This is a genomic window from Opitutus sp. GAS368, from assembly GCF_900104925.1.
Lineage (GTDB): Bacteria > Verrucomicrobiota > Verrucomicrobiia > Opitutales > Opitutaceae > Lacunisphaera.
The window spans coordinates 2,501,636-2,516,903 of record NZ_LT629735.1; the positions used below are offsets into that span (position 1 = coordinate 2,501,636).

Sequence of the window (15,268 nt, forward strand, 5' to 3'; positions counted from 1 at the left end):
GGGTGCCCATTGGCCCATACCGTCCTGTTTCATTTTCATCGGCGCCCTCTTCACCGCTTTGCCCATGAGTGCGGAGGTATCAGTTCCGGGGCTGAGTGAATCACCGCTGGCCGCCCGCTCCGGGCCCAGAGGCAAAACGATGTTTGCCACGCTGTCTCCCGCCGACACCGGCATCATAACTGAAAATAACTATGCTGATCCCCGGGAAAATAAGACCGGTTACAAGGATCCCCGCATGGGCCAGGGTCACTATGACGAATTCGCCGTCGGCGCAATCGGTACGGGCGTCGCGATCGGCGACTATGATGGCGACGGCCGGCCGGACATATTTGTGGTCAGCAAGACGGAGAGTTGCCGGCTGTTTCGCAATCTCGGCAACTGGAAGTTCGAAGATGTCACGGCGAAGGCCGGGGTGGAAGACAAGGGCGAGGCTGCGGCCATCTGGAAACAGGGGGCGACGTTCGTTGATGTGAACAATGACGGGCTCCTGGACATCTATGTCTGCCGGTACAACGCGCCCAATCTGCTCTACATCAACCAGGGTGACGGGACCTTCAAGGAAGAGGCCCATGCCTACGGGCTGGATGTGAAGGATGCCTCGGTGATGGCTGCTTTTTGCGACTACGACCGTGACGGATGGCTCGACGTGCTCATCCAAACCAACCTGCTCGACGGAGCCACGCATCCGAACGGACAACGCAACCTGCTCTTTCATAACAACCGCGACGGCACCTTCACCAACGTCACCGATCGCGCGGGCATCAGCGGGGAAGCCCAAGGCCACTCGGCCATTTGGTGGGATTACGACGGCGACGGCTGGCCGGATATTTATGTCGCGAACGATTTCGCCGCGCCCGACGTTCTCTATCACAACAACCGCGACGGCACCTTCACCAACGTCATCGATCAAGTGGTGCCCCATATGCCCTATTCTTCCATGGGCTCGGATCTGGGCGATTTGAACAACGACGGCCTCATCGACCTGATGGCCACGGAAATGGCGGCCACCACCCATCAGAAAGACCAGCGCACCATGGCTCCAACCCGCGGCCAGTCGCTGGATCCTCCGGATAGTTCCACGGCGGTGCCGCAATACTACCACAACGCGCTGTACTTGAATACCGGCACGGGCCACTGCCTGGAGGCGGCTTTTCTCACGGGCCTGGATGCCACCGACTGGACCTGGTCCGTGCGCTTCGAAGACCTCGACAATGACGGCCGGCTCGACCTGCACGTGACCAATGGCATGCACCGGGAATTGCACAACACCGACCTGATCTCCCGCCTCGGGTCCGCCCAATCGCTGGCGGAAAGGCAACGGATGCAACGCAACGCCCCGGTGCTCGTCGAACACAACCTCGCCTTCCGCAATCTCGGCGATTTGAAATTTGAAAACGTCAGCAAAGCCTGGGGCCTCGATGAGAATGGGGTGAGCTTCGGCGCGGCCTTCGGCGACCTCGACGGTGACGGTGATCTCGATCTCGTCTACACCAACTATAAGAAAGGGGTCACCGTGCTGCGCAATGATTCCGACACCGGTCATCGGGTGATTTTCGCCCTGCGGGGCACACAATCGAACCGCTTCGGGGTCGGAGCCGTGATCCGCATTGAAACCGATGCCGGCATTCAAGTCCGGCAGCTGGTACTGGCCCGGGGTGTCCTTTCGAGTTCCGAACCCGTGCTGCATTTCGGCCTGGGCGAATCCACGCTCATCAAGCGGGTCACAGTCTCGTGGCCCAGTGGCCAGATCCAGTCGTTTGCCAATCTCGCCGTCGACCGCAAATTCACCGTCACCGAACCGGCCGCACCCGCGGCGCTTCCGGCCAACCCACCGGTGCGGCCGACCGGACAATTCACCGAGGTGAGCCAGGCGATGAACCTCTCCCTTGTCGCCCACGAAAATGCGGTGGATGAGTTGGGTGCGAATTCACTTCTCCCGGTTCGCCAGAATCGACGCGGGCCCGGTGTCGCGGTCGGTGATTTGAACGGCGACGGGAAAGACGATCTGATTTTCGGCGGCACGCCCCTCGACGCGGCGCAGGTTCGTCTTGCTGGTCCGGACAATCAATTCGTCGGCGGTCCCGTCCGGGCCCTCGCCGGCGATATGCCGGTCAATGACGGACCCTCGCTTATTTTCGATGCCGATGGCGACGGCACGAATGATCTTTTGCTCACCGCTTCCGGCGTCGGCCAGCCCGCGGGTTCCCCGGCCTATCAACCCCGGCTCTATCTCAACGATGGTCACGGAAATTTGCGACCGGCCCCGGCTGACGCCCTGCCTCCGCTTTCCCTCAGCGTCGGCGCGGTGGCCGCGGCAGATTTCAATCGCGACGGACTTCTTGATGTTTTCCTGGGAGCGAAAGTCGTACCCGGACTCTACCCCCTCGCCCCGAGCAGCGCCTTGCTCGTGAATCATGGCGGCCGGTTTGAGGACGTGACCGACACACTCGCGCCCGGTTTGCGCGCAGTCGGCATGGTCACATCAGCTCTCTGGAGTGACGTGGACGGCGACGGGTGGCCGGACCTGCTGCTGACGCTGGAGTGGGGCAACGTGAAGTATTTCCATAACAATCAGGGCAAAGGGTTCGAAGACTGGACAGAGAAGGCGGGCTTTGCCGCGGCGGGCACCGGGTGGTGGACTTCGATCGCCGCGGCGGATTTTAACGAAGATGGCCGGATCGACTACGTCGTGGGCAATCTCGGCCTGAACACCCAGTATCGGGCCGACGCCAGCCATCCGGCGCTGCTGTTCGCCGGCGATTTCAAGGGCGACGGAAGCCAGCAACTGATCGAAGCCTACTATGAAGGCGACCGGCTCTATCCGTGGCGGACCCGGGCGAGTCTCGGTGCCGCCATCCCCTCGGTGTTGAAACGCTTTCCCCGCAATGACACCTATGCGCGAGCCACCTTGGATGAGATTTTCGGCGAGGAGAAACTGGCGGCCGCCCAACGCTACGCCGCCACGGAATTCCGGAGCGGAGTATTCCTGAGCCAGCCGGACGGGACTTACCGATTCGAAGCGCTGCCGCACCTCGCCCAGATCGCGCCCTTGCAAGGGATCGTCGCCGGCGATTTTGACGGCGACGGCCACGCCGATATTTATACGGTGCAAAATTCCTACGCACCCACCCCGGTGGTCGGCCGTTTCGACGGCGGCCTGAGCCAGTTGCTGCGCGGTGATGGGCAGGGACATTTTACCTGCGTGCCTCCCATCGAAAGCGGTCTGATCGTAACCGGCGATGCCAAGGCGTTGGCCGTGGTGGATCTCAATCAGGATGGCTGGCCGGACTTTGTCGTTACGCGAAACAACTCGGCCAGCCTTGCCTTCCTCAACCAAGGCATGAAAGAACGACATTCGCTGCGAATCCAATTGCGCGGGCCCGCGGGCAACCCCACCGCCATTGGAGCGCGCGTCACCCTCGAACTCGCCGACGGCACCACGCGGACCGGCGAAGTCTATGCCGGCTCCGGTTATTTCAGTCAGTCTACCGCCGCCTGTTTCTTCGGTTACCTGCCAGCCAACCCGCCCCGTCAAATCCACGTGCGCTGGCCCTCCGGTGCGACCAGCACCCACCCGATCCCGCCGCAGTCATCTACTATAGTTCTTGCTGCACCCACGCCCTAGGGTGCCGCAGGAAGAGGACTTTCAACCCGGATTCGGGGCTACCTCAGTCGATCACGCAATTCGGCCGGCACCAGGGTGAGCGCGAATTCGTGCAGTTTGGGATCAACGCGATTGCCGAAGGCCCGGCTCAATACCAGCAGCCGATAAAGCGAACCGGGGGAGAGTCCGCGCAGTTTTTCTTCGTCCACTGTCGCCAGGCAAACGGCCACTTGCTCACGGGCCAGCTGTTCTTGTTTCGCCCGGGCCAGGACCACGGCGAGACCGACGCGCAGGTCCCACGGCAAGGCCGCAGGGTATTTGGTCGCCAGTCTGGCCTGCAATACTTTGAGGGACTTTGCGAATTCCGCTTCGTCCCCCCGCGCCAAATCGACTTCGGCCCGCGCCACGCAAGCCCCGAAATCGGCCGGGAAACGCCGCAGACCTTGCGCGGCCGCCGCGGCCTGGTCCAGGTCTCGCATCTCGACAAGGTACTCCGTTATCCGGGCCACGGCTGTCGCCGGTTCCTGCTCGTCGACGACTTCAAAAACCTGTACCGACTGACCTTCGAAACCGGTGATCTTCGGCAACGAATAGGCCAGGGGCCGCAGCCAGGGCGGCAGCGTGGGAAGCTGGAGCTTGTCGCGCAAGGTGCCCGCGCTTTGCCCGGTGCCCGCCCGCGTATAGTCGTCAAACCCGGAATCCCAAGAGAGCAAAACGAGGTGGGTGATATTGCGCCGGTCGATCAACGCCTTTGCCTCCTGGAGGTTTTGGTTCCCCAGGATGAGCACGGCGGCCGCCACGCCGCTCTTGTTTTCCCGGGAGAGAGAGCCCAGGCCGCGCATGCCGCCATAGTAGCAGAGCGCAGTGGTCTCGTTGGGCGGAGCCAGCAATACCACCCCGCCGGGAGGGCCGTGGAGGGCGAGCCATCCCGCCAGGTCCCTCTCGATCAAACCCAACACTTCCGACCGCGTGAGGTCATTTTCCGTTTCGGCTTTGGGCCGCGGTGCAACCAGCAAAAGGCCCGGGAGCAAGAGCAGCAGGCCGCCGCCCGCCCAAGCGAGGCGGCGGTAGCCCCCGTTGGTGGCGCCCGACAATCCTGTTGTCGCCGCCACCAACATTACCAGCAAAAGCCCGTCGAGCGCGTTCCACCAGAAGAGCTGCTGGCAGGCGAATCCGAACGCCACGAGCACCGGTCCCAACGTTATCGCCACGGCAATGCGGCGCTCCCGGCCCGTCTGTCGCCGGGGGAGAACCCACCCGGCAGAAGCGACCAGGACGAGAGGCAGGAGCGTCGCCAACACCGCCAAGGTCAATCCATCGCGTGAAAGCCACGCCGCGAGGTCCCGGGCGACGGCGCCTTCCGGCAGTTTCGTCAGCCGGAGGGACGGGGTGTCCGGTAACAGGAACTCGGAGCCGTGGATTTTCCAGTTGGCCACCGGCACCGCGACGATCGCGGCCAGCGCGAACGCGAGCACGGCGAAGTTGCGGAGTGTTTTTGGCGGTTTTTTGCCCTGAATCCACTCCGCCGCCTGCGCCAAAATCTCGCCGCCACCGAGCCAGGCCAGGCCGTAAAGCGGATGGATGTAAGAGAGCTGCCAGTCCCCGAGGTCGGCGGGGGCAAATTCGATCAGATAAGCGCCCAGGGTCGTGCTGGCGCCCGCCGCCGCCCAAGATCGCCAAGGCAAGCCGGTGTTTTCCGCCGCTTCCCCCCGTCGATGGTTGCGCATGACCCAAGCCGCGAGCAATGCGCCCGCCGCGACGCCCACCAGAATCGGAATTTGGACGGCCACACTGACCCACAGCCCAAGACCGCCGGTTACTCCCGCGAGGATGAACCAGCGGCGCGTCGACTTTCCGTTGTCGTCCGGCGCGGGTGTTGCCCTGACTCCGGCCGCGAGCAGCAGCACGCTGCCCAAGGCAAGAATCTGCGCCAGGCCGCGGTCGTCGGGCGCGGCGGGAAGAAATCCCGCGGCGAACGGAAAGACGGTGACCAGACCGATTGAAATCAATGCCGCCGGAAGAACACCGAATCGCCACGCGACCAGGAGGGTCGTTCCGAGCAGGAACAGAAGGTGCAGGATCGGATCCGCCACGAGCGCGGCACGTTCCACCGCCTGCGCGGGCGACCGGCCCGAAAAAACGTGATCGCACCACGCGATCGCGCCGAGCCACCAACGGTAGGGCGAGGGGGAATGCACCGCCCGGCCGAAAGGCGCATTTTCGTAGTCGATGTGTCGCACCCGCCATTCCCCGCGGTTGAACATGCGCTGGGTCTGCGCGAGCCAATGATAACTCTCCGTGAGCCCCCCGGGGACGATCAGGCCGTTGCCGGCCGCCAACTCGGCAGCGGATGGCGCGGCGGCCGCGACCGACGGCTTCTCACTCCAGCCGCCGAGCGCGTTAACCTGCTCGAGGTGCCGGACCCGGACGAAGTTCATCCAAAACAGGAACGCACACGCCGCGATCGGAGCCGCCAACCAGGCGAAGGCGGAAATGCGAAACGACTTGCTCACGGAGGGCGGCGGGGATCGGGATTTTTGAAACGCGCGCACAATCGGGCGGGAAACCATCAGGCAGGCAAGATTCGAGTTTGCGTGCAACCAAATCTGGCTTGACTCGCCGAAGTGCGGCTCGTGGCGTGGGCGCCCCGCCCAATGTTTGATCCCAGTCGCCCCTCCAATTCGGACTTTCAAGCGCGGAGAGCACGGGGTGGGGTCACGCCGGCCTCCGCGTCCTTCGTGCCCTCCACGGTCGGATTCCTCGGCCCGAAATCGGGAAGCATTTGGTTTGGCACCGGGCATCGCCGCTCCGGCTGGCGGGCTGCCGCCCGGCTCATCGCCCGCTGCCCGCTGGTGGTGGTCATGCTGTTGATCCCACTGATGGTCAGGGCGGGGGATGCGGCCGGCGGCCTCGCGTCGCGGCCATTGAACCCGCCTTCCAGCCCCCGGGGGAAGACCATGTTTGTCGAGCTGGCTCCGGAAGTGACCGGCGTCCGGACGGAGAATCGCTACGACGACCCGCGGATGTTCGGTGATCTCTTTCAGGAATTCGAGGCCGGTTCGGTCGGCACGGGAGTGGCCGTGGGCGATTTCGACGGCGACGGCCGGCCGGATATTTTTGTCGTCAGCAAGACCGAGAGCTGCCGGCTTTTTCGCAATCTCGGCCATTACAAGTTCGAGGACGTGACCGACAAAGCCGGGGTCGGCGACAAAGGCGAGGCCGCCAAGGTGTGGAAATCGGGCGTGACGTTTGTCGACGTGAACAACGACGGGCTGCTCGACATTTATGTCTGCCGGTTCAACGCGCCGAATCTGCTCTACATCAACCAGGGGGACGGGACCTTCAAGGAAGAGGCCCATGCCTACGGGCTGGATGTGAAGGACGCCTCGGTGATGGCGGCCTTCTGTGACTACGATCGCGACGGCTGGCTCGATGTTTATATAACGACCAACCTGTTGACCACCGCGGGCGGCGCCCAGGGGCGGCGCGGTTATCTTTTTCACAACAACCGCGACGGCACCTTCACCGATGTCACCGGGCCCGCCGGCATCACCGGTGAAGCCCGCAGCCATTCCGCCACGTGGTGGGACTACGACAACGATGGCTGGCCGGACCTTTATGTGGCCAACGATTACGGCGCCCCGGACAAGCTGTACCACAACAACCGGGATGGCACCTTTACCGACACGGCCGGACAATTCCTGCCCCACACGGCCTTCTCCTCGATGGGGGCGGATTTCGGCGACGTGAACAACGACGGGCTGACCGACTTCTTCGTCGCCGACATGGCCGGGACCAGCCACGAGAAAGACCAGCACATGATGGCGGACGCCCGCAGTCGCACGGATGAGCGGCCGGACGATGCCACCGGGACGCCGAAGTATCGCCGCAATGCGCTGCTGCTGGGCACTGGCACCGGTTACTGCCAGGAGGCCGGCTTTTTGGCGGGCGTCGCCGCCACGGACTGGACCTGGTCTGCGCGGTTGGAGGATTTGGACAACGACGGCCACCTTGATCTGTTTGTGACCAATGGATTCCTGCGGGATTCCGGAGTAGACGTCGTGAAACGGCAGATGAGCGCCGAATCCGAGGCCGAGCGTATTCGCCTCATGTTGGCCACGCCGGTGTGGGCTGAAAACCACATCGCCCTGCGAAATCTCGGGGACTTGCAGTTTGAAAATGTCAGCGCGGCCTGGGGACTCGACCAAAAAAGCATCAGTTTTGGCGCGGCCTTCGGTGATTTGAACGGCGACGGCAACCTCGACCTGGTTTACAGCAACTACCACAAGGGCGTCACCCTTTTGCGGAACGACAACGACACCGGACACCGTATCATGATCGATCTGCGCGGAACCGTTTCCAACCGGTTTGGCGTGGGAGCGACGGTCAGAATCGAAAGCGCGCTCGGCGTGCAGGTGCGCACGCTCGGGTTGGCGCGCGGCTACCTGTCCAGCAGCGAGCCGGCGATCCATTTTGGACTGGGCGAAGATACCGTGATCAAGCGCATGGTGGTAACCTGGCCCAGTGGTCACGAGCAGACCTGGGAAAACCTCGCCGTCGACCGGCGGTACACGATCACGGAACCCGCCGGTCCCGCGCCGGCGCGACCGGCGGCGGTGGGGCCGGCCGCCTGCGCACAGTTTGCCGAGGTGAGCCGCGGCTTGGGCCTGGACCTCCGCTCGCGCGAGGATTCGGTCAACGAAGCGTCCGTGCAACGGCTGGTTCCATTTCGCTTCAACCGCCGGGGCCCGAGCCTCGCGGTGGGAAAGGTCGCCGGCACGGATCGAGACGAGGTCGTAATCGGCGGCACGACCTTGGATGCAACCCGCATCATTCGCGACGCGGAAGCAGGGCGGTTTGCCGTCTCGAACGCGACCGGGGCCACGCCGGGTACGGCCGATGATGGCCCGGTGCTCTTGTTCGACGCCGACGGTGATGGCAACGAAGACCTGCTCGTGACCCGAGGGGGTAACAGTTTGCCGGCCGGAATGCCCGACTATCAGCCGGTGCTCTACCTCGGCGACGGCCACGGTGGGTTTCGGGCCGCGCCCGACGATGCACTGCCGCCCCTGCCGATCAATGCCGGCGCCGTGGCCGCCGCGGACTTCGATCGCGACGGCCGGCTCGACCTTTTCATCGGTGGGCGAATCCTGCCCGGTCAGTATCCACGGGCCCCGCAGAGCGCGTTGCTGGCGAATCGCGGGGGAAAATTTGAAGACGTCACCGACACGGTGGCGCCAGGTCTGAGGGAAGTCGGCATGGTGACGGCGGCGCTGTGGAGCGACGTGGATGGCGATGGCTGGCCGGATCTGCTGGTGGCGACCGAGTGGGGCAACGTGAAGTATTTTCATAACGACCAGGGTCGGAGATTTGAAGACTGGACGGAGCGCGCGGGTTTCGCCACGGCGGGCACGGGGTGGTGGACATCACTGGCGTCGGCGGACTTCAACGGTGACGGCCGACCCGACTACGTGGTCGGCAATGTGGGATTGAACACGCAGTATCATGCCGACGCCGCCCACCCGGCGTTGATCTTCTCCGGTGACTTCAAGGGCAACGGTTCCTCCCAGCTCATCGAAGCGTACCACGAGGGGGACCGCCTCTATCCCTGGCGCGCGCTGCGTGACCTGGGAGCGGTGTTTCCGTCGCTCCTGAAACGCTATCCGCAGAATGAAAATTATGCGCGGGCTACGCTCGCGGAAATATTCGGGGAGGACAGACTCGCGCGGGCGCAACGCTTCGCGGCCACGGAATTCCGCAGCGGGGTATTCCTCAGCCAGCCCGATGGAACCTATCGCTTCGAGCCGCTGCCGCGGATCGCGCAGATCGCGCCGATGCAGGGGGTCGTGGCCGGCGATTTCGATGGCGATGGCCATGCCGACATCTATGCGGTCCAGAATTCATATTCACCCATTGCCGCCGTCGGGCGCTTCGACGGCGGACTCAGCCAGCTATTGCGCGGCGACGGCCACGGTCATTTCACGCCGGCGCCGGCGGCCGAGAGCGGACTGATCGTGCCCGGTGATGCGAAAGCGCTGGTGGTGCTCGATCTCGACCACGACGGCTGGCCGGATTTTCTCGTCTCGCGCAACAACGATGAGACGCTGGCCTTTCGCAACAACGGCGTCGCCGGCCGCAAATCCGTGCGCGTCGAGTTGCGCGGCCCGCCCGGCAATCCCACGGCGGTGGGAGCGGCCATCACCGTCGAACTGGCGGACGGGACAACCCAGTCCAGTGAGGTGGCCGCCGGTTCCGGCTATTACAGCCAGTCCAGCGCGGCATGTTTTTTTGGCTACCCCGAGAACAATCCACCGCGCGAGATCCGCGTGCGCTGGCCGTCGGGCGCGACGACGCGGCATCCCTTTGCCGGGGGATCTTCATCGGTGGTTCTGACTGCCCCCGCGTCGGTGCGGTAGGGCGCGGACTCCGTTCCGCGCCGCGATCATGGGCGATCCGAATGGAGGAGCCTGCAAGCAGGCTCCTACCAAAGGAGGGATGGCGCCTTCCCCCTCCCGTGTTTTTCGCGGCCATCAATCCGGTTTGATCCGCCGCGGAGTTTGTTTCGAACAGGGCTCACCTTCCTTCGCTGGTTTAAGGCAAATCATTTTCGGGAAAATTTGACCGGCGGCTGCGCAACGCAACGTTTGCATGGCGCTGCAGTCGCATGCGCGAAACGTTTCCGTGAGATGTGCGTCGTCAGCCCAAGTTGTACTCCAGGAACGAACCCCCGCGCAGCGCCTGTGAGTGCAGCGTAGTCCCCCCAGTCCCCCAATGAAAACCCTCACACCCCAGACTGTCCCTGCCGTGTATCCCCATGACCGGGGAAACCGTTTTGAATCGTCGCATGACCTCAACCCAGCAACCTGCAGCGTACCCCCAAATATGAAGACTGTTCCCAAGCTTTCACGGCGAGCCGCCGTGTTGGCCGTTTTGCTCGTTCCCTGTGCGTTTATGCACGCCCAGACCGCCGCGGCGCCTGCCGCCGCCACGTCCGCCGAAAAGGATGATATTGTCGTCCTCTCGCCCTTTGAAGTCAAATCCACCAGCGACTCAAAGGCCTATACTGCGGACTCCACTCTGGCCGGCAACCGACTCAACACCCAGCTGCGCGACATCGGCAGCTCCTTGACCGTGGTCACCTCGCAGTTCCTCCTGGACACCGGAGCGACCGACAACACCTCGCTGCTCCAACGGCTCGGCGGCACTGAAGTGGGTGGCGTGAATGGCAATTTTGCCAGTGCCGGTTCCGGTTCCTCCGCTACGCTCCTGACCGAAGACACCATCAAACCGACCGAGGGCACCCGTATCCGCGGTCTCGCGGCGGCAGATAATGTCCGCGATTTCTTTGTCACAGATATCCCATGGGACTCATATAATGTCGACCGCATCGATATCTCACGCGGACCGAATGCGATTCTCTTTGGTGAAGGCAGTCCCGCCGGCATTATCAATGCCACCAGCAAGAGTGCCGCCTTCATTAATTCTGGAAACATCGACTTTCGCCTTGGCAGCTGGGGCAGCACCCGCGAGAGCCTGGATATCAATCAAGTGATCGTGCCCGGCCAGGTCGCCGTCCGGCTCGACCTTCTGCACAATGACCAAAAATATGAACAGAAGCCGGCCTATTCGAAGGACCAGCGCATATCCGGTGCACTCCGCATCGAACCTGCTTTCCTGAACAAAAACGGAAATCGGACCATCTTCAAAGCGAACTTCGAGTCTGGCCAGGTCGATTCCGACAATCCTCGCGCCCTTCCTCCGACGGACCACATTACGCCGTGGTTCGACCCCACCGCTCTCGTCAATGGGATCCCCGGCTCTGGAGCTTATCAGGCGGGATTGAACGGTGCGCAGTCGTGGAACAGCGGCGTTGCTGGTGGTTTCTCCACCGCCGCTAATGGTTATTCCGATGCCGGCCGTGCCGAAGGCGCCAAGAATCCCGATCCGTGGTTTACGAACGGCCAGCTCGGTAATGCCGGTTTTCCGTTAAACGTTATCCAGAACGGTAACACCGTCGGTTCTGCGGGCCAGTACCGTTTCACGTCCTTCAATCAGAATAGTCGGGCCGGGACATTAATCACGCTCCCCTATGGCTCTTATCCCAGCTCCTGGCTTTCTCTAAACGGCAAAGCCAAGGAAGCAGTCTTTGCGGGGCTGCCTTTCTCCAACGGTGGCCTCTTCACGGACACCTCGTTGACCGATCCTTCGATCTTCAATTTCTACAAGAATTTGATCGACGGCAATATGAAGAAGGAATGGCAGCGTTTCTGGACGGGATCGGCGAATCTCTCGCAAACCTTCCTCAACGACCAGGTTGGCTTCTCCCTTGATTACAACAAACAGCACTACGAGGACGGCTCGGTCAACCCCTTTGGCGGTGCCGTCCCGTTGTTCGTTGACGTCATGTCGACCAACAACGACGGAACTTCGCTGGCGACTGCTAGCGCGAATCCGAACTTTGGCCGCCCTTTCGTGATCAACAACAACAATCCAACCGATTTCAACTACATCAGTGATCGCGAAGATACCCGCGCCACGGCGTTTGTCACACATAACTTCAAGAAAGACAGCAATGCATGGTGGGCAACGATCCTCGGCACCCAAACCCTGACCGGTTTGGCGGATCAAGCGAAGCTAAACACCTCCACCATGAGCTGGCAACAGTATGGTTATCTCGGCGCAAACCTCGCGCTCGCCAATACTCTCAACGGGGGATCAGCACTTTCCAACTTCTCACAGGTAAATCCGCAACAGGTCATCTATCTGGGGCCCTCGTTGACGGGCAAGCCGATCATTGGGGCTAATATTTCCAGGGTCACCGGCAACCCGACGATCGGCAGCAACCCGATCAATTACTTCGATCTCACTCCAAACCCGGCGAACTCAGGATTGAGCCCTTCCAACCCAGCGTTCTACAACGGCTGGGCGGGCACGGGGACCCTGACAGTTACCGATTCTGAAGCCAACCCGTCCGTCAACCGCGCCCTGTTGGCGACGGCCTATGGTAAAACACGCTCGGTGACTACCTCTCAGGCGTTGGTCTACGAGGGTAATTGGCTGGATGGCGCGCTGGTGGGTATCTATGGCTGGCGCAAAGATATCAACAAAAGCTCGGCTGATTCCGCCACTTTAGGCGATGCGAACGACCAGCAAAGCATCAACCTCCAGAACGTCAGCCTGGACATTCCCGGCGCAACGCCGGGTCGGGTAGAAGTTCAATCCCGCTCCTATAGTCTTGTGGCTCACCTTGACGAACTCCCGGGTCTGAAAGATTTTGCCAGCAAGCTTCCGGTCAAAATCAGTGTGGCCTACAACGTTTCGAGCAACTTCCAGCCGGACTCCAGTCGCGTCGACATTAACGGGGCTCCCCTCGCACCTCCGTCCGGCAAGACCATCGAGCGTGGCATCCTGCTCGAGACGCGTGACGGCAGGTTCTCCCTCAAGGTCAATCGCTATGTGACCACTATCGCGAACGGTGAGTACGCCGGCGGTAGAGCCTTCGCTGCGGATCTGGCTAATTTCGTCGGCAACACAGCGTACTTCGCCAACGCCTTTTATTACCATAATGACCAGAACGGCAATTTCGCTCAATCAGACCCGGCTCATATGGTAAACAATCCGGGCATCGGGCCTGATGGGGGCCCGCTTGGCGCGGGTAAGTATCCCAATGATAACACCGCCGCGGGCTACTACTACGATGCTGCTGGCTACCACACCCAGGCGATGGAGGATCTACAGAATTCCTCAACCGCGGCCACGCGGGCTTGGGAAACCCAGATTAACGCTGATTTCCCGAACTTCTTTAAGAATTGGGGCATGAATAGCCTGGCGGCAGTGCAGGCCGGCACGGTCCTGAGAAGCCAGTTGACGGGCATCCCGGGCGAAACCAACTTCGCGCTTACCGAAAACTCCGAATCCAAGGGCTGGGAGATGGAGCTCAACGCCAATCCCACCAAGGAATGGCGCATCTCATTCAACGCTACAAAGACGGATGCGGTCATCACGACAGTCGGTGACCCGGCCTTGGCCAAATTCATGGCGGAGACGTCGGCCTATGTTAAAGGTCCCGGCGGCAATACGCAGTGGTTCTGGGGCAATTCCATCAGCCCAGGCGTTCCTGCAGTCAAGGATGCCTACTACAACAATTATAATGGTTTTGCCCCACTCGGTACCACTTATGCCGGACTCCAGCAGCAGCAGGGCGTGGCGGTTCCGCAACTCGCCAAGTGGCGCTACAATCTGACGACGAACTATGACTTCAACCGGGGCGTCCTTAAAGGTGTTAACGTTGGTGGTGGCGTGCGTTATTCATCCGCCGAGACCCTCGGCTATGCTCCGTCTGGCACCGGGCTTAACCCGGATGGCACGCTTGCGTCTCCTCCGTTCCTGGCCGACCTGTCCAAGCCGCAAAAGAGCCCGAGTGAGACCTACTTCGATCTTTGGGTTGGTTATCACCGTAAGCTGACCAACAAGATCAATTGGAACATTCAGCTCAACGTCGCAAACGTCGGCAAAGGTAATTATCTGATTCCGGTCAGCTATCAGGCACCGATAAACGGTGTGGCCAGCCCTGCGTTCTATCGTATCGGTCCGACGCAGCAGTTCACGATCAAGAACGTATTTAGTTTCTGATCTCTTGGTCTCGAGAGCCGCGCCTGACCACAGCAAGGTGGGCGCGGAATCTCATCAGGCGGTGCACGTCGAAGGTGCTCACATCGTGGAGCAGTTTTGCCGCGCACCGCCTCACTTTTCCAAACCCTCTCCGTCTATATCAGTGGTTCCGGAACACGACCAACCCGCCCCGATCACGCCCAACCGGATTCCGGTTGCGCGCGCCCGCGCGCCCGCCGGAAATATCCGCCAGATCCCCGGGTTGGGCGGGCCTGCCGAACGGCCATTCGAGGCCGCGATCTTCGACATGGACGGCGTCATCACCCGGACGGCCGATGTCCACTCGACGGCATGGAAGCGGATGTTTGACGAGTATCTCCGGCTCCGCGAAGCCCAATACCGTGAGCCGTTCAGGGAATTCACCCATGCCGGGGACTATCGCGCCCATGTGGACGGCCGGCCCCGCTACAAGGGCGTCGAGGCATTCTTGAAATCAAGAGGGATCAGCCTGCCTTTGGGGTCGCCGGAAGATCTGCCGGGAACGGAGACCATCTGCGGCCTCGGCAACCGGAAGAACGCGATTTTCAACCAGGTGCTCGAGAGCGAGGGCGTGAGCCTCTTCGATTCCACCATCGCCCTGATCGAGGAAATGCGGCAACGCGGGATCAAAATCGGCCTGGCCACCTCGAGCAACAATTCCGCGATCGTCTTGAACAAGACCGGCACCGCGCATTTGTTTGCCACGGTCGTCGACGGCATTGTATCCGCAAAACTTGGACTCAAAGGCAAGCCGGAGCCCGACATTTTTGCCACCGCCTCCGCCAACCTGGGCGTGCCCAGCGCCCGCGCGATTGTGGTCGAGGACGCGGTGTCCGGAGTGCAGGCCGGGGCGAAGGGGGGCTTCGCCCTCGTCATCGGCGTTGCCCGGGAAGACAATGCGCGCGAACTCCGCGACAATGGCGCCGACGTGGTCGTTCGCGACCTCGCCGAAACCAGCCTTGAGCAGATCAACCGGCTGGTTCAGCACAAACGCGCTCGCGCCTGATGCCACTA

Annotated in this window: 5 protein-coding genes; 4 read left to right on the forward strand and 1 reads right to left on the reverse strand. The window is 62.0% G+C overall.

Annotation, left to right across the window (positions count from 1 at the left end):
* The first annotated feature begins 139 nt into the window (after positions 1-139).
* Positions 140-3,625: an FG-GAP-like repeat-containing protein gene (locus BLU29_RS10735; RefSeq protein WP_091057644.1), complete on the forward strand. Its 3,486-nt coding sequence runs from the start codon at positions 140-142 to the stop codon at positions 3,623-3,625.
* 38 nt (positions 3,626-3,663) lie between these two features.
* On the opposite strand, the gene BLU29_RS10740 is transcribed toward BLU29_RS10735, so the two are convergent.
* On the reverse strand, positions 3,664-6,117 hold the full coding sequence (locus BLU29_RS10740; protein ID WP_091057646.1) for a hypothetical protein: 2,454 nt from the start codon (positions 6,115-6,117) through the stop codon (positions 3,664-3,666).
* Positions 6,118-6,342: 225 nt separating this feature from the next.
* Here BLU29_RS10740 and BLU29_RS10750 point away from each other — a divergent pair, with 225 nt between their 5' ends.
* The 3 genes from BLU29_RS10750 (at position 6,343) to BLU29_RS10760 (ending at position 15,260) form a co-directional block, all read left to right on the forward strand.
* Entirely contained in the window at positions 6,343-10,020 is a 3,678-nt protein-coding gene (locus BLU29_RS10750) for an FG-GAP-like repeat-containing protein (RefSeq protein WP_343125152.1), read from the forward strand.
* Between the two features lie 355 nt (positions 10,021-10,375).
* Entirely contained in the window at positions 10,376-14,236 is a 3,861-nt protein-coding gene (locus BLU29_RS10755) for a TonB-dependent receptor plug domain-containing protein (protein ID WP_091057652.1), read from the forward strand.
* Between the two features lie 4 nt (positions 14,237-14,240).
* The gene (locus BLU29_RS10760) at positions 14,241-15,260 is read left to right on the forward strand and encodes an HAD-IA family hydrolase (RefSeq protein WP_231962214.1); all 1,020 of its coding nucleotides are present in this window, start codon (positions 14,241-14,243) and stop codon (positions 15,258-15,260) included.
* The last annotated feature ends 8 nt before the right edge of the window (positions 15,261-15,268 follow it).